Raw genomic sequence first — 20309 nt, forward strand, 5'->3', positions numbered from 1 at the left:
ACCATGAGCACGTTCCGCACCGCCCTTCTCAACGCTGCGCTGACCGTCGAGGAGCAGAAGCCCTGGCCGCGCATTACCGTCGATGGCGATACATGGCGACAGGCTACGCTGGCGATCGCCGCCGGCAACGCGACGCTAGCAGGCCTTTGGGCCGAACCCGACGCCGTGCACATGGCGCTGCTCGACGATCAGGACGGCTCGTTGATGGTGCTGACGCTGGCGACAACCGATGGCCGCTTTCCGTCGGTCGGGCTCACCCATCCGCCGGCCCAGCGCCTCGAACGATCCATCACCGACCTTTATGGCCTTGTTCCCGAAGGTATGCCCGACGACCGGCGCTGGCTCGATCACGATCGCTGGGGCGTCCGTGCGCCGCTCGGTTCCGGCGCCCCGGTGCCGACTGACGGCGCTCCCTACGCCTTCCTGAAGGCCGAGGGGCCGCCACTGCACCAGATCGCGGTGGGGCCGGTGCATGCCGGCATCATCGAGCCCGGCCACTTCCGCTTCTCGGCCAATGGCGAGATCGTCGTTCGGCTGGAAGAACGGCTCGGCTACGTTCACAAGGGGATCGAAGGGCTGCTGACGAATACGACGCTGGAGGCGGCCGCCAAGGTGGTGGCGCGTGTCTCGGGCGACAGCACGGTGGCCTACTCCCTGGCCTTCGCACGGGCGGCAGAGGCGGCTCTGGGGGTCGGCGTGCCGCAGCGGGCGATCTGGTTGCGTGCGCTTATGGCTGAACTCGAAAGGCTGGCCAACCATCTCGGCGATATCGGCGCCATCTGCAACGATGCCGCCTTCGCGCTGATGCTCGCCCATTGCGGCATGCTCCGCGAGGAAGTGCTGCGCACGGCCAAGGCAAGCTTCGGGCACCGGCTGATGATGGACCGCATCATGCCGGGCGGCGTTACGGTCGACCTTCACGATGCCGCACCGATCAAGGCCCTGACGACGCGTGTTCGTCAACGCTTCCCGCGCCTCGTCGAGCTCTACGACAATACCACCTCCTTGCAGAACCGGACCGTCGCGACGGGCTGCCTCTCAGCCGATCTCGCTCGCAGGTTCGGCGCCGGCGGCCCCATCGGCCGGGCGTCCGGCCGGGCGTTCGACGCGCGCAAGGCGCCGGGCTACCCGCCCTATGGCGATCTCGATTTCAAGATGGCCAAGCGAGACAACGGTGACGTTGACGCCCGCATCTGGGTGCGCATCGACGAAGTCTTCGAGAGTCTCGAGTTGATCGAGCAGATCGTCGACCGGCTGCCGCCCGGCCCGATAGCCTACCCGCTGGCGCCGGCGCTGCGTGAACGGCGGGTGCCGCAGGCCGGCGGCCTTGCGAACGAACCCCACGACAACACCACCGAGGGCCTTGCCATGGTCGAGAGCTTCCGGGGTGATGTGCTGGTCTGGCTCCGGACCGACGACAGCGGCCGGGTGCTGCGAGGAGCGGTGCGCGATCCCTCCGTCTTCCAGTGGCCGCTCCTGGAGGCGGCGATCGAAGGCAACATCGTCGCCGACTTTCCGCTCTGCAATAAGTCCTTCAACTGCTCCTATTCCGGACACGATCTCTGAGGCGGACGACCGATCATGCGTAGAATGCTGTTCGAGGGACTGTTTCGTCGACCGGTAACCGAGGGGGCGCCGGCGGTCGCCGACGCGGAGATCGACGCGCTGGCCGAGCGGCTCGGCGTCGCGGCGAAAGCCCGTCTCGGCCGCAGCCTGTCGATCCGTGAGGTGGATGCCGGCTCGTGCAACGGCTGCGAGCTGGAGGTTCACGCCCTCAATAATAGCTATTACGACGTCGAGCGCTTCGGCCTGCGCTTTGTCGCCTCGCCACGCCACGCCGACGTGCTGATGGTCACCGGACCGGTGACGGCCAACATGCGCGAGGGGCTGGAACGGACCTACGCGGCAACGCCCGCGCCTAAATGGGTGGTGGCGATCGGCGATTGCGCGGCCGGTTGCGGCGTGTTCGGCAAGAGCTACGCGGTGGTGGGCGCGGTATCGGACGTCATCCCGGTGGACCTCGTCATTCCTGGCTGCCCGCCGGAACCGATCGACATGCTGAAGGGCCTGATCGGCCTCGTCGAGGCGAGCGCGCGGGGCTAAAGCATCATCCAATCGGAGTGGAACGAGGATCGATAAGATGATGCCTCACAAACAAGAGCTTAAAGCGCCGATCTGACTTAATCAGATCGAACAGCATGCTAAAGCCGCCTTCCGAAGCGCCACAGGAGCCAAGGCTTTTGCCAGGCGGCGATTTCGGCCACCGGGCCATAGGGCGGTGCCTTGGCGAGCGCCTTCAGGTAAGGCGGGACGAAGGCAAGCGGCAGAAACGCCGGTAGCGCACGCGCGTCCGCCCCGGCGAGGGCGGCAAGCGCCTTGTCGAGATGGCCCGCTGCGCTCTGCCTGAGGCCGGCAAGAACCTCCGCGAGATCCTCAGCCTTGCGGCCATGGCGGACGTCGTCCGGGTCGATTCCCTTGGCCTTCAGGAGGTCGGCCGGCAGGTAGACCTGGTTGCGTCTTGCATGGATCGGCAAGGCCCGCATCAGCCCGGTCAGGGCGTAGGCGACGCCGGCATGGCCGGCGGCATCAGCCACCTTAGGATCGGCACCGTCGCAGAGCACCTGCGCCAGTTCGAGGAACAGGACCGACGCGGTCTCGCCGGCATAGCCTTCGAGATCGTTCAACGTCGGCATGGCATCGTCGTAAAGATCGAAACGCCGTGCCTCCAGCAGGTTGACGAAGCCCGATCGGCGCAGCGAGAAACGGCGGATGGTGTCGATCAGCGCGGCGGCCACCGGATGGCCACCGACGTCGCCGCGCGCCTCACCCTCAATGGCATCGACCCACCATTGCAGGCGAATCTCGCCGGGCATCGCTTCGTGAATGCTCTCGCGGATGCGCGCGGCCTCATAGGAAAAGGCGTGGATGGCCATGGCGTACCGGCGCTTGTCGTCCGGCAGAAGCCCGTCGGCCAGCCAACGGTCGCGATCATGGGCGCGAACGAGTTCGTCGCAGTGGCGGTAGGCGTCATCAAGGCGGCTGGATGGCACCATCAGTCGACCGCCAGAAGGGCGGCGGCGAACCGGCGCCGTTCGCCAAGCATGACGTTGAACAGCCGTACGGCGGCACCGGTCGACATCGCCTCGTGCTTCACGCCGTGTTCCCGCAGGGAATCGGCAGCATCCCGCTTGAGCGGAACGAGGTCATTGCCCGTGCCGACGAGCAACATGTCGAGGCCGGCGGCTTCGTCAAGAACCAGAGCCAGACTGTCGGCCGTTATATCGGCCGGCGTGACGGCCGCCCAGCCATGAACGCCCGACGGGAGGATGAGGATCGATCCGCGATGCGACATGCCGCCGAAGCGGAAGCCGCCGTTGCCATAGGCATCGACCGGCACCTGCTCGGGCAGGTGCTGCTCGCGGCGTTCCAGAGGGCGGCCTCGCGGCCCGAACAGCTTCATCGGCGGCGCTCCCGGGGAGACACTGCCGAACTCACGCCGGTTCGGCGGCCTCGTCGCCGTCATCCTCGACCTTTTTCGCCGATTTGTCGCCGGCCAATTGCGGATCGAGGAAGATGAGGATCGGGGCGGCGATGAAGATCGATGAATAGGTGCCGATCAGCACGCCGAACAGCATCGACGCCGTGAAGGAACGGATGACCTCGCCACCGAAGATCACCAGTGCCGACAGTGCGATGAGCGTGGTCAGCGCCGTGTTGGTGGTGCGGGTCAGCGTCTGATTGATGGCAAGATCAAGCAGGACGACAAGGTTGAGGCGCTTGTACTTCCGGCGCATCTCTCTGATGCGGTCATAGACCACCACAGTGTCGTTCAGCGAATAGCCGACGATGGTCAGAATGGCAGCGATCGAAGACAGGTTGAACTCGACCTGGGTGATGGCAAAGAAGCCGATGGTCAGCACCACGTCGTGCAGCGTGGCGATCACGGCGCCGAGCGAATATTGCCACTCGAAGCGGAACCAGACGTAGACCATGATCAGGCCCAGCGCCGAGATGATGCCGAGAATGCCGTTCTGGGCAAGTTCGCCCGAGACACGGGGGCCGACCATTTCGGTGCGCCGGTAATCGACCTTGTCGCCGAGAGCAGCCTGAACCTTGCCGACAACGGCAGTCTGGGCCTCGTCGCCGCCTTCCTGGCGGGCGATGCGGATCAGCACATCGTCTTCGGCGCCAAAAGACTGGACCTGCACTTCTCCAAGCCCGAGACCATTGAGCTGGTTACGGATCGCCTCGAGGTCGGCGGGGCCGGACTTGGTCTGGATCTCCATGAGCGTGCCGCCCTGGAAATCGATGCCGGTGTTCATGCCGTGGGTATAGAGCACCACGAAGCAAACAACCGACGCTATGCCGGAAATGAGGAAGCTCCACTTCCTCCATTTCATGAAGGGGATCTTAGTATCGTCGGGAAACAGGCGAAGCAGGCGCATGATGGAGCCTCGGGGTCCGGATCAGAGCGGAACGACGGACGGCCGCCGGTAGCGGACCCAGGTCGCCACCACCAGTCGGGTAAAGGTGATGGCCGTGAACATGGTGGTGACGATGCCGATCACGTGGGTGACCGCGAAGCCTTTCACCGGGCCGGAGCCCATCTGGAACAGTACGATGGCCGCGATCAGCGTGGTGATGTTGGCGTCGAGAATGGTGCCGAAGGCGCGGCGGAAGCCGGCATCGATGGCCGAGACCGGCGATCGACCGAGCCGCTGTTCCTCGCGGATGCGCTCGTAGATCAGCACGTTGCTGTCGACCGCCATGCCCATGGTGAGCACGATGCCCGCGATGCCGGGCAAGGTCAGCGTCGCCTGAAGGATGGTGATGATCGCCATGATCAGGATCAGGTTGACCACCAGCGCGATGTTGGCAAAGACGCCGAACAGACCGTAGGCCGCCAGCATGAAGATCACCACGGCGACGGTGCCGATCAGCGCGGCCCGCTCACCAGCGGCGATCGAATCGGCGCCGAGGCCCGGACCGACGGTCCGCTCTTCGGCAACCGACAGCTTGGCCGGCAGCGCACCGGCGCGGAGCAGAACCGCGAGGTCGTTGGCGGTCTCGACGGAGAAATTGCCGGAAATCTGGCCGGAGCCCTGGGTGATCGGCTCGTTGATGCGCGGCGCCGAGATGATCTCGTCGTCGAGCACGATGGCGAAAAGCCGGCCGACGTTGTCAGAGGTCACCTGGGCGAACTTGCGAGCTCCAGAGGTCGACAGGCGGAAGGAGACCACCGGCTCGTTGGTCTGGCTCTGGAAGGATGTCTGGGCGTCGGTAAGATCCTCGCCGGTCATCAGCGGGGTCTCGTCGACCACCATCGGCATGCCGCCCGCTTCCTTCTGCTTCAGAAGCATCTCACCCGGCGGCAGATTGCCCTTGGCGGCCTCATCGGCCGACACGTTGAGGTCAACCAGATGGAAGGTCATCTGGGCGGTGCGGCCGATGATGTTCTTGAGGCGCGCCGGATCCTTCTCACCTGGGGCTTCGACCAGGATACGGTCGGAGCCCTGACGCTGGATCGATGGTTCGACCGCGCCCATCTGATCGACGCGACGGCGGATGACTTCGATGGACTGCTGAACGACCGTACCCAGTCTCTTGTCGAGGCCGGCTTCGGAGAAACCGAGGCGCATCAGCCCGTCGGAGCCTTGATCAAACTGGAACTCGGTGACGGCGGCGCCACCCAGGGCGCCGGTCGACAGCGGATTGAGCAGGTTGCCCAAGCGCTTCGCCGCCTCTTCGACCTTGTCGGCGTCGCGAATCTTCAACTGGACGACATCGCCCTGAATGCCGAGACCGGTATAGCCGATGCGCGGCTCGTCGCGCATCGCCTGGCGAATGTCGCCTTCGAGGGCCTTGAGGCGCTTCTGCTTATAGTCGTTCACGTCGACCTGATAGAGCAGGTACACGCCGCCCTGCAGGTCGAGGCCAAGGACCACCTGCCGTCCCGGAAGCCATGAGGGCCAGTAGGTCTTGATCTGGTCCGAAGTCAGGTAATTGGGAATCAGAACCACGAGAGCGACGAAAATCGTCAGCAGGATCGTGGTCACCTTCCAGCGGGAAAAATAGAGCATTTGCTGCCTCGGACCTGATTGGCCGAAGGCGGGCAGCCAGACTGCCCGCCTTCCGTCGCGTGCCGACCGTTAGGTCAGTTGCCTTCCTTGACGGGCTCGCCCTTGCTGCGGAGCTGCTGGACGAGACCGGCAGCCACGCGCACCTGCACCTTGGCAGTGCCGTCGCCCACATCGAGCAGCAGTTCGTTCTCGTCGACGACCTTGACGATCTTGCCGATCAGGCCGCCCTGCATGACGACCACGTCGCCGCGCCGGAGATTCTTCAGCATATCCCGGTGCTCCTTGGCCTTGCGCTGCTGCGGCCGGATGAGCAGGAAGTACATGATGACGAAGATCAGGATGAACGGCGCGAACTGGATCAGGAAATCGGCACCGCCGGGGGCCGCACCTGCCGTCTGAGCAAAGGCTGGGGTCACGAACATCGGGTCAACTCCATCGGCCCGCCGCGGTCCACGAGTCGGACCGACGAGACACTGAGACATCAAGGAAAGGCGGCAGGCCGCCCTCTCGAAAGTGGCCGGAATATACCTAGGCCGCAGGACTTTGCAAACCAAAGCTACACACATGGCGCCGCCAGGCCGGGCTCTAGGTAGTCTCCGGCAGGAAATGCAGCAAAGCGTACCGAAAACGGCCTTGCACGGTTTGCATCGCCACACGGACAGGCATAGAGAAGATCACCAGAGTACCAAGCGGTACGCAACTCTTTTTGATGAGGATCGACATGAGCGCCACCGCCATCGAGACCCTGAACGCCCATCTCGAACGGATCGCCGACCTTCTTGAGCGGCTGGGTCCCGCCCTGCCCCGACCGCCGGATTTCGATGCGGCTGACGCCTTCGTCTTTGTCGCCGAGCCGGCGTCGCTGCAACCCGTCCAGCGGGTCAATCGCGTCGAGATCGGTCTTCTCAAGGGAATCGACCGCAACCGCGACATGATCGTCGCCAACACCGAGCGCTTCGCCCGCGGCCTGCCAGCCAATAACGTTCTCCTTTGGGGGGCACGCGGCATGGGCAAATCGTCGCTGGTGAAGGCCTCGCAGGCGGAGATCAACCGCCGCCTCGCCGGCCTTTCGGGCGTCACCCCGCTCAAGCTGATCGAGATCCATCGTGAGGATATCGAAAGCCTGCCAGTTCTGATGAAGATGCTGCGCGACAGCCGCCACCGCTTCATCCTGTTCTGCGACGACCTCTCCTTCGACCACGGCGACACCTCCTACAAGTCACTGAAGGCAGTGCTCGAAGGTGGCATTGAGGGGCGTCCCGATAACGTCGTGTTCTATGCCACGTCCAACCGGCGTCACTTGCTGCCGCGCGACATGATGGAGAACGAGCGGGCGACGGCCATCAACCCCGGCGAGGCGGTCGAGGAAAAGGTCTCGCTGTCCGACCGCTTCGGCCTTTGGGTCGGCTTTCACAATTGCTCGCAGGATGATTATCTCGAGATGGTGCGAGGTTATGTCGCGGCGTTGGAACTCGACGTCGATCCGGATACCCTGAGGGCGGAGGCGCTCGAATGGGAACGGACGCGCGGCGCGCGATCTGGCCGTGTTGCCTGGCAATATGTTCAGGATCTGGCCGGTCGGCTGAGGCTCGGCGAGTAACGCCAGTCGCCGGATGCGGGAGGAGACAATGAGGAAGCGTGTCGTGGCAATGGCCGCATTGCTCGCGGGCTGCGTGTCGTCGCCGGTGCCGGTCGTCTACAAGGCCGGGTCGAGTTTCGCGGAACGCCAGGCGGTGGCTGACCAGTGCCGCATCGAATCGCTCGAAAAGATCCCGCAAGCAATGGTCACGGAAATCCGGCCGCCAGAATACCGGCCCGGTTATACCGAATGCCGGGAGGATCCGGTCAGTGGCCGCCGCTACTGCCGCGAGACGGGAGGCTTCGTCTATCCCGGCAGCAGCCGCACCCGCGATGTCAACGCCGAGTTGCGAGAGCGCTATATCGGCAGCTGTCTGCGTCGGGCCGGATTTGAGGTGATTGCCAAGCCGATCTGCGGTGGCGATGCAGGGGCCGCCTATGTGGCTGGTCGCGACAATCAGGCGCCCGCCGCCTCGCTTGCCTGCGTCACCGAGGACGAGCGGGTCATCCCGCGCGACTGGCGCTGACCCACACACATAAAAAAGCCGGCGGCCGAAGCCGCCGGTCAAGGGATGTGCTGTCTGGTACCAACTCTCAATCAGCCGCTGAGGTAGGGCAGCGGATCGACCGGACGATTGCCGTTGCGGATCTCGAAGTGGAGCTGCGGCCGGCTGACGTTGCCGGTGGCGCCCACCTTGGCGATGGTCTGACCACGCAAGATGCTGTCGCCGCGCTGAACCAGCACTTCGCTGGCATGGGCATAGGCCGACACGAAGCCGTTGGAGTGCTTCACAAGCACCAGATTGCCAAAGCCCTTCAACTCGTTGCCGGCGTAGATGACCTGGCCGCCCTCGGCCGCCTTGATCGGCGTTCCCTCGGGCACTTCGATGTTGATGCCGTCATTGCGTTCGCCGCCCGGCTTGACGCCGAAGGCGGAAATGACGCGGCCGCGCACCGGCCAGCGGAAGCTGCCATCGGCGGCGCTTTCCACGCCGGAAGAAGTCGGCGTGGTCGCCTTGACGCTGGGCTGGGTCTGGCTGGGAGCCAGGGCAGCCGTCTGTTGGTTTGCCTGCTTGCCCGGCGCATTGCCGGCTGGCGGCAACAGGCCGGAGTTGGCGTCCGTCGCGGTGGAAGGCGTTGCCATGGCGACGTTGGTGGTCGGCGGCAACCCGGGTTTGCCGGGCGCAGCCGCCGCGACCTGGCTCGACACGGATTTCGGCACCGGCGGCTTGACGGGCGGCAGTTGGCCGAGAATCTGCGGGCCAGGCGCCGTGGCCGAAGCAGTCGGCGCGGCAACGGCGGCATTCTGCTGTCCGTAGGCAGGGATGACGATATTCTGGCCGGGGGTCAGTTGCGCACCTGCGACGAGACCATTGGCCGCGAGCAGCGACGACTCGGCAACGCCATAGCGGCGTGCGAGCACCTGTACGCTATCGCCCGGCTTGACGGTGACGGTTGTGCCGTTCGAGGGGGTCCAGGGCTGAACAGCCGGTACCGCGCCGGTGGGCGGCGGCGGTAGACCAGCGGTTTGTGCCGGGCGGACGTAAGCGCCGTTGTTGACGACGGCACCGGGAGCCGGCGGCAGAGCGCTCGACGACACGGCGCCCTGTGAGGGATAGGTGGGGGCCGGCGCGGCATAGGTCTGCTGCGTGTAGGCCGGTTGCGCATAGGCGGGCTGCGCATAGGTCGCCTGGGCGTTTATGGATCCGGTCGGCATCGGATCAGGGCGGCCAATGATCTGGTCCTGGTTGCTTGTCTCGGCAAACACGTTTCCGAAACGGCTCACGTCACCGCTGCAGCCGGCCGAAAAGCCAGCCAGGATGGCAACGGCGGCAACCTGGGCCAGGAAGCGGGAGGTCCGGCAGATCGCTAGGTTACTCATGATCATCAGGTCTCGCCTGCTCGACTTCAACTGTAATGATTAAGCCGCAGTAACGTTGACAAAGGCTTAAAGCGACGGGGCGACCGATTACGCGAGGGCCTGGAATCCAAGGAAAACGGCGGGTTTCCTCGCGACTTTAGGTGAACGCGTCAGGATGCGATGACGCGACTCAGAGCCGCCGCGCCACGCCTTCCCGCAAGGGGAACTGCCGGATCTTGCCGAGTTCGGCGCGGTGGAACAGGCGCCCGTCGCGGGAGATTCGCACCAGCGTCTGCGTATGGCCGGTGCCAACCGGAGCGACCAGCGCTCCCTTGTCGGCGAGCTGATCGAGGAGCGCCGTCGGCACCTTTTCGACCGCGCCGTCGACCAGGATGCGGTTGTAGGGGGCGTGTCTGGTAAAGCCTTCGAGCCCGTCGCCCAAGAGCGTAATGACGTTGGTGATCTTCAGAGCCGTCAGACGGTCCTCGGCGATGTCAATCAGGCTGCGGAACCTGTCGATCGTGACGACCTGGGCAGCAAGATGGGCGAGAATCGCCGCCTGAAAACCCGAGCCGCAGCCAACCTCCAGCACCTTGTCCTGCGGATCGACGGCAAGCGCCGAGACCATCAAGGCGACGGTGGACGGGGCATTGATCGTCTGGCCGCACTCGATAGGCAGGGACCGGTCGAGATAGGCGCTCGGCTGATGAGCGGCCGCCACGAACATGCGGCGTGGAACGAGCTCAAGGGCACGCAGCAGTCGGGTATCGGTGACACCCATGCCGCGGAGCTTCATCGTCAGCTCCGCGATCGCCACCTTGTCCGGCTCAAAAGGCCTCATCGACACCATTCTCTCGCGCAATGCCACAAAACATGAATGCGACGCTGCATTTATGACGGAGGTGTCAAAAGTAAGACGAACAGCCTTGAAAAAGCGTTTCGATCAAAACAGCGCTTGCAGCTTTTCCATGGCTGCGATGTCGGTAAGGTCCAGGCGGAGCGGGCTGACGGACACCTTGTTGCGCGAGATGGCGAAGGCATCGGTGCCTTGCGCGCACAGCATTTCGCCGCGCCGGAAGGTCAGCCAGTAGTAAGGCTTGTGACGGGCGTCGATGCGCTTCTCGACGTCAATGCCGTGGTCATAGGCAAAATTGCCCTGCCGCGTCACCTCGATGCCGGTCACCTCGGACGGCGGGCAATTGGGGAAGTTGACGTTGATGAAGGTGCCGTGGGCGATGCCCTGCCCCGTCAGCCTCCTCAGAATGTCCGGCCCCAGCGCCTCGGCAGTCTCGAAGGGGATGCGGCCGACGAAATCTTCATAGGCCTGGCTCAGCGCCACGGCCGGAATGCCGAGCAGCGTGGCCTCGATGGCGCAGGCGACCGTGCCCGAATAGGTGACGTCGTCGGCCATGTTGGTGCCGGCATTGACACCGGACAGCACGAGGTCCGGCCGGCCGGGCAGGATGTGGCGGACTCCCATGATCACGCAATCGGTCGGCGTGCCGCGCACCGCAAAGCGACGCTCGTCGATCTTCCGCGCCCTGAGCGGGTCATGCAGCGTCAGCGAATGAGCAAAGCCGGACTGGTCCGTTTCCGGCGCCACCACCCAGACGTCGTCGCTGAGCGCGCGGGCAATGGTCTCAAGAGCCGCGAGACCCGGCGCATGGATACCGTCATCATTGGAAATCAGGATACGCATGGCCGGATCTTTCGCTTCCCGTTCAGAGTTTCTCGATGCGCGCAACGCCGCCCATCAGCGGCAGCAGCACGTCCGGCACGGTCACCGAGCCATCCTCGTTCTGCCAGGTTTCCATGACGGCGATCAGAGCGCGGCCGACGGCGACGCCCGAACCGTTGAGGGTATGGACAAAGCGCGTGCCCTTGGGCTCGCCGGCCGGGCGATAGCGGGCGTTCATGCGGCGGCCCTGGAAGTCGCCGCACACCGAACAGGAGGAAATCTCGCGGAACTTCTTCTGGCCGGGCAGCCAGACCTCGATGTCATAGGTCTTGCGGCTGCCGAAGCCCATGTCGCCGGTGCACAGCGTCACGACGCGATAGGCGAGGCCCAGGCGCTTCAGCACCTCTTCGGCACAGGCGAGCATGCGCTCGTGCTCGTCAATCGACTTTTCCTGCGCCGTGATGGAGACGAGCTCCACCTTGTTGAACTGGTGCTGGCGCAGCATGCCGCGCACATCGCGGCCGGCCGAGCCGGCTTCCGAGCGGAAGCAGGGCGTCAGCGCCGTGAAGCGCAACGGCAGGTCCTTTTCCTCGAGGATCTCCTCGCGGACGAGATTGGTGAGCGGCACCTCGGCGGTCGGAATCAGCCAGCGGCCATCGGTGGTCTTGAAGAGATCTTCGGCGAACTTCGGCAACTGGCCGGTGCCATACATCACCTCGTCGCGCACCATCAGCGGCGGAATCACCTCCGTGTAGCCGTGCTCGATGGTGTGGAGGTTGATCATGAACTGGCCGAGCGCACGCTCGAGGCGAGCGAGATGGCTCTTCACCACCGTGAAGCGGGCACCGGCCAGCTTGGCGGCACGCTCGAAGTCCATCATGCCGAGCCCTTCGCCGAGCTCGAAATGCTCCCTCGCCCAGTTGAACTGGCGCGGCTCGCCGAAGCGGTGGTGCTCGACATTGGCGCTCTCGTCCGGCCCGTCGGGCACGTCGTCGAGCGGCGGGTTGGGGATCACCGACAGCGCCGCATCAAGGGCGGCGTCGAGCTCGCGCTCCTTCGCCTCGCCGTCCTGGATGAACGACTTGATACGCGCCACCTCTTCCATCAGTTCGGCGGCGCGCGCTTCGTCCTTGGTGGCCTTGGCCTTGCCGATTTCCTTGGACGCGGCGTTGCGGCGCTCCTGCGCCTCCTGCAGCGACTTGATGTTGGCCCGGCGCGCATCGTCGAGACGAATGGCCTCCGACGCCGTGGCTTCGGCGAGGTCCGCCGACTGGCCGCGCCGCATCAGGGCGTGCTTCAGGGCTTCCGGATTGTCGCGAATCCACTTGATGTCGAGCATTGGCTTTCCCCGCGCGGCACGTCCGCCGGAGCCCTCGCATCAGCTTTCGGTGGTGGAGACGTCCCGGGACTCGCCGCGCTTGTTGATATACCTGACGGCAATGATGGACACTTCGTAGAGAAGCATCGTCGGAACCGCAAGCAGGATTTGGCTCATCGGGTCGGGCGGGGTGAGCACGGCGGCCACGACGAAGGCGAGGAGGATGGCATAGCGACGCCAGGACTTCAGCCCCGCTTCGGTGACGACGCCGATGCGACCGAGCAGCGTCAGCACCACCGGAAGCTGGAAGACGATGCCGAAGGCGAAGATCAGCGTCATGATCAGCCCGAGGTACTCCGACACCTTGGGCAGCAGCTCGATCGCCGCCTGTCCCGGACCGCCAGACTGCTGCATCGACAGGAAGAACATCATGATGGCGGGCATCACGAAGAAGAACACCATCAACGCGCCCAGCATGAACAGGATCGGCGTCGCCACCAGGAACGGCAGGAAGGCCTGCCGCTCGTGCTTGTAGAGGCCGGGCGCCACGAACATGTAGATCTGGTTGGCGATCACCGGGAAGGCGATGAACAGTGCGCCGAACAGAGCGAGCTTCAGCTGAGTGAAGAAATACTCCTGAGGCGCGGTGTAGATGAGCTTCACGCTCTGCTCGGCACCTGCCGCCCGCTCATAGGGTATGACCAGGATGTTGAAGATATCCTGGGCGAAGAAGAAACAGAGCACGAAGCAAACGAAGATCGCCACCACCGACTTGAGGAGGCGCGAGCGCAACTCGGCGAGGTGTTCGATGAGCGGTGCCTTGGACGCCTCGATCTCGTCGTCTTCTGCCTTGGTGGTCATGCGGAGCTCCCGCTCTTTCCGCCCGAAGAGCCAGCCTCGGAAGCCTTGTCGTCTACCGGCGCCTCGACGCCGGATGGCAGCGATGCCTCATCCGGGCGAGGCATTTCGACCGGCACCGGCCCGTCGACCGGCGTCTCGGCCGCAGCCGGCAGCGACGCGTCGGTCGGAACTGGATCGGCAGCCGTCTCGGCAGCCTTCGGCGGAATCGGCGCCGTCATCGATTTCTTGAGGTCATCGCCGAAGCTGCGCACCGGATCGAGGGTTTTCTTGAGATCGGTGAGAGGATTGGCGTTCTGCACGCTGCTCTTGATGTCGGCGAGGTCGGCTTCACGCTCGGCTTCGCGCAGAGCCTGACTGAACTGGGCCTGCATGTCGCCGGCCATGCGGCGCGCCTTGCCCACCAGTTGGCCGACGGTCCTGAGCAGGCGCGGCAGATCCTTGGTGGGGAAGACGATAAGCGCCACGATGGCGATCACCAGGATTTCCGTCCAGCCGATTTCAAACATCGCTTACACGCTCGCCACCGGCGCGCACCGCACCATCCGGCGCGGCGCCTTCAAAGAGAACTCAACTCGCGAAGATCGATCAGACCCGGGGAGAGTCGTCGGTCTTGTTCTCGACGGGCTTCGGCGGCGTTTCCTCGTCGTCGGACATGCCCTTCTTGAAGTTCTTGATGCCCTTGGCGAAATCGCCCATCAGCTCGGGGATCTTGCCCCGTCCACCGAACAGGATGAGGACGACGACCAGGACAATCAACCAATGCCAAATGCTCAACGAACCCATTTTTGTCTCCTGAGGGCGCACGCCCAAAAGTGGCGGCACTCTTGCACAACGAACGCCCTGTCGCAAGAAACCGCGACAAGCCTATGAAGGAAATCCGGCTTTCTCAAGATAGGTGCGGACAGGTCGTGCGAAAGCTCATTCCTCCGGCGGCAAAGGCGCATAATCCTGGAAATCGAGCTCGGTCAAAGGGTCCTCATCGGGCATCAGGGCATCCGACGCGTTGGGAACGGGCACGCGGAAGCCGGGCGGCACCGCTCCTTCCAGGAACCCGGCCGCCTTGAGGTCGTCGACGCCGGGCAGATCGGTCACCGCCTCGAGGCCGAAGTGGACGAGAAAGGCCTCGGTGGTGCCATAGGTAAGCGGGCGCCCCGGCGTGCGACGACGGCCGCGCATTCTGATCCAGCCGGTCTCCATCAGCACATCAAGGGTGCCCTTGTTGGTGGTCACACCGCGAATCTCCTCGATCTCGGCGCGGGTGACGGGCTGATGGTAGGCGATGATCGCCAGCGTCTCCAATGCGGCACGCGACAGCTTCTTCGGCTCGACCTGTTCCCGCGTCAGAAGGTGCGCAAGATCGGGCGCGGTGCGAAACATCCACTTGCCCGCCACTTCGACGAGATTGACACCCCGCGAGGCATAGATGGTGCGCAAATCGGCCAGCACCTGCGGCACGTCGGTGCCCGGCGCCAGTCGTTCGGCAAGTTCGTCGGCCCCGACCGGTTGCGCCGAGGCGAAGAGAATGGCTTCGGCTCCCCGGATGGCCGCCATCCAGGCTTCATACTCGGCCGGATCGCGATCGCCGGCGAACAGCCGAAGCTGGCCGTGCGGTGCATCGTCGCCGAGGCTCGATCGGCTCATTGGTCGCCCTCCTCCGGCGTCTCCGGCCTGCCCTGTCCCTTGCGCATGTAGAGCGGTGCGAAAGGTCTGGACTGCATCAGTTCCATCCGCCCCTCGCGCACCAGCTCCAGCGAAGCCGAAAAGGCCGAAGCGCGGACGGTGGCCCGCGATTCCGGGCCGGTCATGTAGCGAATGAGATAGTCATCGATGGGCGTCCAGTCGGGAATCGTCCCGACCAGACGTTCCAGGAGATCGCGCGCGTCAGCCAGCGCCCAGACATGCCGCTTGCGCACGGTGTGGACGCGCACCATGTCGCGCTGGCGTTGCCGGCCATAGGCGTCGAGAAGATCGAACAGGCTGGCCTCCCACAGGGAGCGCCGCACAAGGCCCATCTCCTCGGGCGCGCCGCGCGGCAGCACATCCCGGCCCAGCCGGGAGCGATCGACGAGCCGGTCAGCCAGAATGCGAATACCCTCGAGCCGTTTCAGCCGCATCGCCAGCATGCCGGCGAGTTCCTCGGCGGATGGCTCGTCTCCGGGAACCTCGTCGGGCGGCAGCATCAAGCGCGACTTGAGATAGGCGAGCCAAGCGGCCATGACGAGATAATCGGCTGCCAGTTCCAGCCGGCGTTCGCCCAACCGCTCGATGAAGGTGAGATACTGGTTGGCCAGTGCAAGAATGGAAATGCGCGCGAGATCGACTTTCTGATTGCGAGCCAGCGTCAGCAGCAGATCGAGCGGTCCCTCGAATCCGTCGAGATCGACCACGAAAGCCTCGCCGGCCGTCGCGTCGATGTCGAGCCGGGTCTCGCTCCACTCCTCGGTCGTCGCCATGAAAGGCCGTTCACCCCGCGCTGCACCACTCACACCGTGGCGTCATAGGCGGCCAGCGCGGCATCAAGCCGGGCGAGGACGCCGTCTGCATCATCATGCGGCGATCCTGCGCGCCCCTTCAATGCCCTTTCCGCACGCGCCGCCGCTTTTCCCACGAGTTCGGGCGTCTCGGCGGCGACGGCCACCATCTCGGCCATGTCGCCCGAGCAGTGGAGTGCGATGTCGCAGCCGGCGGCAAGGGTTGCTCGCGCCCTTTCAGCGATCGTTCCCTTGAGAGCATTCATCGACAGGTCATCGGAGAACAGGAGGCCGTCGAAGCCGATGCGCCCTCGGATGATCTCCTCGATGACGACCGGCGACTGTGTTGCCGGTCGGTCCGGATCGATGGCTGTGTAGACGAGGTGGGCCGTCATCGCTGCCGGCAGGTCGGCGAGCGCCGCGAAGGGCATAAAGTCGGTGGCGGCAAGGCTGTCGAGATCGGCTTCGACCACCGGCAGCTCATGATGGCTGTCGACGCGGGCACGGCCATGGCCGGGCACGTGCTTGATCACCGGCAGCAGGCCGGCCGCCTTCAGGCCGTCGGCAAAGGCGCGACCGGCGGCGGCAACCAGATCGGGCCGCTCGCCATAGCTGCGGTCGCCGATGGCCGGCGTCATGTCCGGCGTTGCGATATCGAGGCAGGGCGCGCAGTCGACGTCGATGCCGACGGCGGCGAGATCGTCGCCGATCAGGTGGGCGACATCGGCCACCAGCGTCACGTCGCCAGCCAGCGCCGCCGCGCCGGCCAATCGCCGACCGGACGGATACTTGCGCCAGTGCGGCGCGGTGAGACGCTGCACTCGCCCTCCTTCCTGATCGACCAGAACCGGCGCGGACCAGCCGACGGCTTCGCGGAAGTCGCCGGTGAGCCGGCGCAGCTGATCCGGGTCTTCGACGTTGCGTCGAAACAGGATGAGCCCCCAGGGCGCCGCCTCGGCCAGAAACGCGCGTTCGTCGGCCGAGAGCACGGTTCCCTTGAGCCCGGTTACAAAAGCGCGAGACATGGCGCTGCTCCAAAGAAAAGGCCGCGCCGAATGCCGTCCAGCACTTCGACGCGGCCGATGATCGTCGGTTTGCGGTCAGCGGGCGATCAAGCAGTCGCCGCCGGCCGAGCGAAGCTGCTCGCAGAGCGCCGCAGCGGCATCCCGGGTCGGCGCACCGACACGCGCCCGGTAGTATATGCCCTTGGTGCCGAGGTCCGCCTGCTGGATGTCAACGGTTGCCGAACCCAGGATGGCCGGGAACTTCCGCTGCAACGCGGCAAAGGCGGAGCGCGCGGCTTCCTCGCTGCGCTGCGACGACAACTGCACGTAAGCTCCCGCGCCGCCCGACGCAGCAGGCGCCGGCGCGGCCTGAGTGGCCGCCGGCAGGCTGGCCACCTCGGTCGGCGCCGCGGGCTGCGGTTGCGAAGCGGCGGCCGTCAGATCGAGCGGACCGGACGACGGCGCAGCGGTAGGAGCTGCCGGCTTGACGGGCGGCAACGGAGCCGTGGTGGGCACTGATGCCGTCGTCTCGACAGCGGGGTCCGCTTCCGGGTTGGTCAGGGCCGCGAGGTTGATCGGCATCGGCTGGCCCGATGCATCGGTCAGGTTGCTTGGCGGCAGACCCTGCGGCGCGGCCGACGCGTCGGACGCAACGGTCTGGTTGGCGGAAGCCAGCGGCGGCAGGCCGATACCACCATCGGTATCTTCCGGAGCGCCGCCGGCCGTCTCGCTGCGGGCGATGATCTGACCTGCGCCATCCGATGGCGGCGGCGTGGCCGCGCCGCTGTTCGCCGCCGTGTCAGCAGGCGTTTCGATCAGCGAGCCGTCGGGCCGGACAAGAACCGTGCGGACGCGCCGGGGGCCGGTCTCATTGGGATCGAAGCCGGTCGGCAGTTCCGCCTCGACCTCCTGCCCATCGGGAAGCGTGATGCGCGAAACATGCGGCGTAACGGCCGGCAGTTCCGGCACGTCACCGGTGCGAGCAACCAGCCGCTCCTCGCTCTTGGCGGGTGCGCCGCCGACCGTGTCATAAACCGAGGCGCCCTCAGCGGAGGCCACCACTTCCTGGGCGTTGGGGTCGGGCTTGACCTTGTAGGGACCGTCCGGAGCCTTCACCACCACCGTCTCGCCGAAACCGGCGCCGTTGCCAAAGAAAGCCCAACCGGCGAACCCGGCCGCCAGCACCAGAACCGCGGCGGCGGCGGCCGTCATAAGACGTCGGCGACCGCGAGAGTCGGAGGGCTCGGCTTCGTCGCTGCCGGCGTGCGGCGGCAGGACGCCAAACTCATCCACCACCGGATCGACGCCATCGCGCTCGAACTCGGCCATGAACTCGTCGAGAGCCTGATCATCCCAGGGGTCATAAGCCTTGCTGGCCTTACGCGAGTTGACCGGCTTGTAGACCTGGCCGGTGCGCACATCGACGGGATTCATCGATGCGATGTCCTGCTCCAGCTCGGCAGCAAGGGCATCGACGAACTGATCCATCTCGGCATCGCTCGCTTGGCGGCCGTTCAGGATGTCTTCGTAGTAGCGTTCCTCGTCGGCAAGGCTGTCGTTGCCATCGGACACGGCTGGCCGCATCGACGAGTGTTCGGCTGCGCTGCTCCTAACCATCGGCGTAGCTCTTCCCGTGTCTCTTCGCCACCGTCAGGACCGGATGATCCGTCGAGGCTACTACCTCATCTCTTCGGGCGCATTGACACCTAGAACCTCAAGGCCCGAGGCAAGTACGTTCCTGACAGCCCTGACCAGAGCCAAGCGCGCGTGGGTCAACAGTGGTTCATCAGGGTTAACAAAACGCAAACTTACATTTTCCTTGCCGGCGTTCCAATGGCCGTGGAAGTCGCTGGCCAGTTCATACAGATAAAAAGCGACCCGGTGTGGCTCGTGGGAGTCGGCCGCCGCGTCGATGACGCGCGGAAACTCCGCCAGTTTCCGGATCAACGTCAGCTCGGACGGATCGCTCAGCAGGTGCAGCGGCGCTGCCGATTCGTCGGCTGCGGCGACGTCGGGAGCCGCTTCGCGAGCCTGCCGGAGGATCGAATGGCAGCGAGCATGGGCATACTGGACGTAGAAGACTGGGTTGTCCTTGCTCTGCTCTTTCACTTTGACGAAATCGAAGTCGAGCGGCGCGTCGTTCTTGCGCATCAGCATCATGAAGCGCACCGCATCGCGGCCGACCTCCTCGACGACGTCGGCCAGCGTGACGAAGTCGCCGGAGCGCTTGCTCATCTTCACCGGCTCGCCGCCGCGATAGAGCTTCACCAGTTGGCAAAGCCGGACGATCACCTCGATGGTGCCGCCGGAAATGGCGTTGCCGACCGCCTCGAGCCGCTTCACGTAGCCACCGTGATCGGCACCGAGGATGAAGATCATCTGCTTGAAGCCGCGCTGATACTTGGAGCGCATGTAGGCGACGTCGGCGGCAAAGTAGGTGTAGCTGCCGTCCGACTTTACCAGCGGGCGATCGACATCGTCGCCGGCGGTCGACGAGCGGAACAGTACCTGCTCGCGATCCTCCCAATCGTCGGGCAACTGCCCCTTGGGCGGCGGCAGACGGCCGTCGTAGACCAGATCGCGCTTGCGGAACTCCTCGATCATCTCGGCGATTTCGGAGGGTTCGTTGCCGCGCGGATCGTGCAGGGTCTTCTCCGAGAAGAACAGATCGTGCTTGACGCCAAGCAGCGCCAGGTCGCTACGGATCATGTCCATCATCATGTCGACGGACATCTTCTTGACGACCGGCAGCCACTCGGCCTCCGACATCGTCAGCAGCCGATCGCCCCAAGCGGCCTTGAGCGCCGCGCCGACCGGCTTCAGATAATCGCCAGGATAGAGACCTTCAGGGATCTCGATCGCCTCACCCAGTGCTTCGCGGTAACGCAGGAAGGCGGACCGGGCCAGGACGTCGATCTGGCCGCCGGCGTCGTTGATGTAATATTCCTTGGTGACGTCGAAACCGGCCTTGGCGAGCAGCCGGGCCAGCGCATCGCCCACCACCGCGCCGCGGCAATGGCCGACGTGCATCGGACCGGTCGGATTGGCCGAGACATACTCGACGTTGACCTTGAGGCCGTTACCGAAACTGGTTGCGCCAACATCGAGGCCCTGGGCCAGCGAGGTCTTCAGGAAGCTGGTCCAGAAGGCCGGCGAGATTCTGAGATTGATGAATCCAGGGCCGGCAACCTCGACCGCCTCGACATCCGCATCAGCCCGAAGCGCGACGGCGATCTCCTCGGCGAGGTCGCGCGGCTTTTTCCCCAGCGACTTTGCGAGCAGCATGGCGGCGTTGGTGGCAACATCGCCATGGCTCGCGTCTCGCGGCGGCTCGACGGCGATGCGCGAGAGCGCGTCGGCCGGAACGTCGAGCGGCAGGGAAGCGATGGCCGAGCGGATGCGCTCGCCGAACACCTGGAAGATATTCATCGGGTACCTCGTGGGAGCCGGAATCCCGG

21 protein-coding genes are annotated in these 20309 nt (G+C 65.1%); 4 read left to right on the plus strand and 17 right to left on the minus strand.

The genetic code is table 11. The annotated features are described in order from the left end of the window. Positions 1–3: 3 nt before the first annotated feature. Positions 4–1566 (plus strand): hydrogenase large subunit, encoded by a 1563-nt coding sequence (locus tag CXZ10_RS05670; protein WP_101288100.1) that lies wholly within the window; start codon positions 4–6, stop codon positions 1564–1566. 15 nt (positions 1567–1581) lie between these two features. Next, the gene (locus CXZ10_RS05675) at positions 1582–2103 is read left to right on the plus strand and encodes an NADH-quinone oxidoreductase subunit B family protein (protein ID WP_101288101.1); all 522 of its coding nucleotides are present in this window, start codon (positions 1582–1584) and stop codon (positions 2101–2103) included. A gap of 98 nt (positions 2104–2201) precedes the next feature. Here CXZ10_RS05675 and CXZ10_RS05680 read toward each other — a convergent pair whose 3' ends face one another. The 5 genes from CXZ10_RS05680 to yajC form a co-directional block, all read right to left on the minus strand. Then, the gene (locus CXZ10_RS05680) at positions 2202–3053 is read right to left on the minus strand and encodes a phytoene/squalene synthase family protein (RefSeq protein ID WP_101288102.1); all 852 of its coding nucleotides are present in this window, start codon (positions 3051–3053) and stop codon (positions 2202–2204) included. Next, a complete protein-coding gene (locus CXZ10_RS05685; RefSeq protein WP_101288103.1) occupies positions 3053–3460 on the minus strand; it encodes an Mth938-like domain-containing protein in 408 nt (135 codons plus the stop codon). The genes CXZ10_RS05680 and CXZ10_RS05685 overlap by 1 nt, the downstream gene beginning before the upstream one ends. Positions 3461–3491: 31 nt before the next feature. Beyond that, positions 3492–4445 carry a protein translocase subunit SecF gene (gene secF, locus CXZ10_RS05690; protein ID WP_101288104.1) on the minus strand — a complete coding sequence of 318 codons (954 nt, stop codon included), beginning with the start codon at positions 4443–4445 and terminating at the stop codon, positions 3492–3494. A 21-nt stretch (positions 4446–4466) separates the two neighbouring features. Next, positions 4467–6080 carry a protein translocase subunit SecD gene (gene secD, locus CXZ10_RS05695; protein WP_101288105.1) on the minus strand — a complete coding sequence of 538 codons (1614 nt, stop codon included), beginning with the start codon at positions 6078–6080 and terminating at the stop codon, positions 4467–4469. A 74-nt stretch (positions 6081–6154) separates the two neighbouring features. After that, positions 6155–6502: a preprotein translocase subunit YajC gene (gene yajC / locus CXZ10_RS05700; protein WP_101288106.1), complete on the minus strand. Its 348-nt coding sequence runs from the start codon at positions 6500–6502 to the stop codon at positions 6155–6157. A gap of 299 nt (positions 6503–6801) precedes the next feature. On the opposite strand from yajC, the gene CXZ10_RS05705 reads away from it, so the two are divergent. Further along, on the plus strand, positions 6802–7680 hold the full coding sequence (locus tag CXZ10_RS05705) for an ATP-binding protein (protein ID WP_101288107.1): 879 nt from the start codon (positions 6802–6804) through the stop codon (positions 7678–7680). A gap of 49 nt (positions 7681–7729) precedes the next feature. Further along, on the plus strand, positions 7730–8185 hold the full coding sequence (locus tag CXZ10_RS05710) for a hypothetical protein (protein WP_101288108.1): 456 nt from the start codon (positions 7730–7732) through the stop codon (positions 8183–8185). A gap of 71 nt (positions 8186–8256) precedes the next feature. Here CXZ10_RS05710 and CXZ10_RS05715 read toward each other — a convergent pair whose 3' ends face one another. The 12 genes from CXZ10_RS05715 to argS all read right to left on the minus strand — a co-directional run bounded on the left by CXZ10_RS05715 (position 8257) and on the right by argS (position 20280). Continuing rightward, complete coding sequence (locus CXZ10_RS05715; protein WP_101288109.1) at positions 8257–9546, minus strand: peptidoglycan DD-metalloendopeptidase family protein; 1290 nt, start codon at positions 9544–9546, stop codon at positions 8257–8259. 163 nt (positions 9547–9709) lie between these two features. Further along, a complete protein-coding gene (locus CXZ10_RS05720) occupies positions 9710–10360 on the minus strand; it encodes a protein-L-isoaspartate(D-aspartate) O-methyltransferase (RefSeq protein ID WP_101288378.1) in 651 nt (216 codons plus the stop codon). Positions 10361–10462: 102 nt separating this feature from the next. Next, on the minus strand, positions 10463–11218 hold the full coding sequence (gene surE, locus CXZ10_RS05725) for a 5'/3'-nucleotidase SurE (RefSeq protein WP_101288110.1): 756 nt from the start codon (positions 11216–11218) through the stop codon (positions 10463–10465). 22 nt (positions 11219–11240) lie between these two features. Next, positions 11241–12536, minus strand: coding sequence for a serine--tRNA ligase (gene serS, locus CXZ10_RS05730; protein ID WP_101288111.1), 1296 nt, complete (start codon positions 12534–12536; stop codon positions 11241–11243). A gap of 39 nt (positions 12537–12575) precedes the next feature. Then, positions 12576–13376 (minus strand): twin-arginine translocase subunit TatC, encoded by an 801-nt coding sequence (gene tatC, locus CXZ10_RS05735; protein ID WP_101288112.1) that lies wholly within the window; start codon positions 13374–13376, stop codon positions 12576–12578. Then, entirely contained in the window at positions 13373–13882 is a 510-nt protein-coding gene (tatB, locus tag CXZ10_RS05740) for a Sec-independent protein translocase protein TatB (RefSeq protein WP_101288113.1), read from the minus strand. Before tatB ends, tatC begins: the two co-directional genes overlap by 4 nt. Positions 13883–13961: 79 nt before the next feature. After that, positions 13962–14159 (minus strand): twin-arginine translocase TatA/TatE family subunit, encoded by a 198-nt coding sequence (locus CXZ10_RS05745; RefSeq protein WP_101288114.1) that lies wholly within the window; start codon positions 14157–14159, stop codon positions 13962–13964. A gap of 135 nt (positions 14160–14294) precedes the next feature. Beyond that, positions 14295–14927 carry an SMC-Scp complex subunit ScpB gene (scpB, locus tag CXZ10_RS05750; RefSeq protein ID WP_101288379.1) on the minus strand — a complete coding sequence of 211 codons (633 nt, stop codon included), beginning with the start codon at positions 14925–14927 and terminating at the stop codon, positions 14295–14297. Positions 14928–15013: 86 nt separating this feature from the next. Beyond that, on the minus strand, positions 15014–15829 hold the full coding sequence (locus tag CXZ10_RS05755; protein WP_101288115.1) for a segregation and condensation protein A: 816 nt from the start codon (positions 15827–15829) through the stop codon (positions 15014–15016). Between the two features lie 29 nt (positions 15830–15858). After that, positions 15859–16872: a beta-N-acetylhexosaminidase gene (gene nagZ, locus CXZ10_RS05760; protein ID WP_101288116.1), complete on the minus strand. Its 1014-nt coding sequence runs from the start codon at positions 16870–16872 to the stop codon at positions 15859–15861. A 75-nt stretch (positions 16873–16947) separates the two neighbouring features. Beyond that, the gene (locus tag CXZ10_RS05765) at positions 16948–18468 is read right to left on the minus strand and encodes an SPOR domain-containing protein (protein WP_101288117.1); all 1521 of its coding nucleotides are present in this window, start codon (positions 18466–18468) and stop codon (positions 16948–16950) included. 60 nt (positions 18469–18528) lie between these two features. Further along, positions 18529–20280 carry an arginine--tRNA ligase gene (gene argS / locus CXZ10_RS05770; protein WP_101288118.1) on the minus strand — a complete coding sequence of 584 codons (1752 nt, stop codon included), beginning with the start codon at positions 20278–20280 and terminating at the stop codon, positions 18529–18531. Between the last annotated feature and the right edge of the window lie 29 nt (positions 20281–20309).

Source organism: Pleomorphomonas diazotrophica (genome assembly GCF_002844595.1).
Classification (GTDB): domain Bacteria; phylum Pseudomonadota; class Alphaproteobacteria; order Rhizobiales; family Pleomorphomonadaceae; genus Pleomorphomonas; species Pleomorphomonas diazotrophica.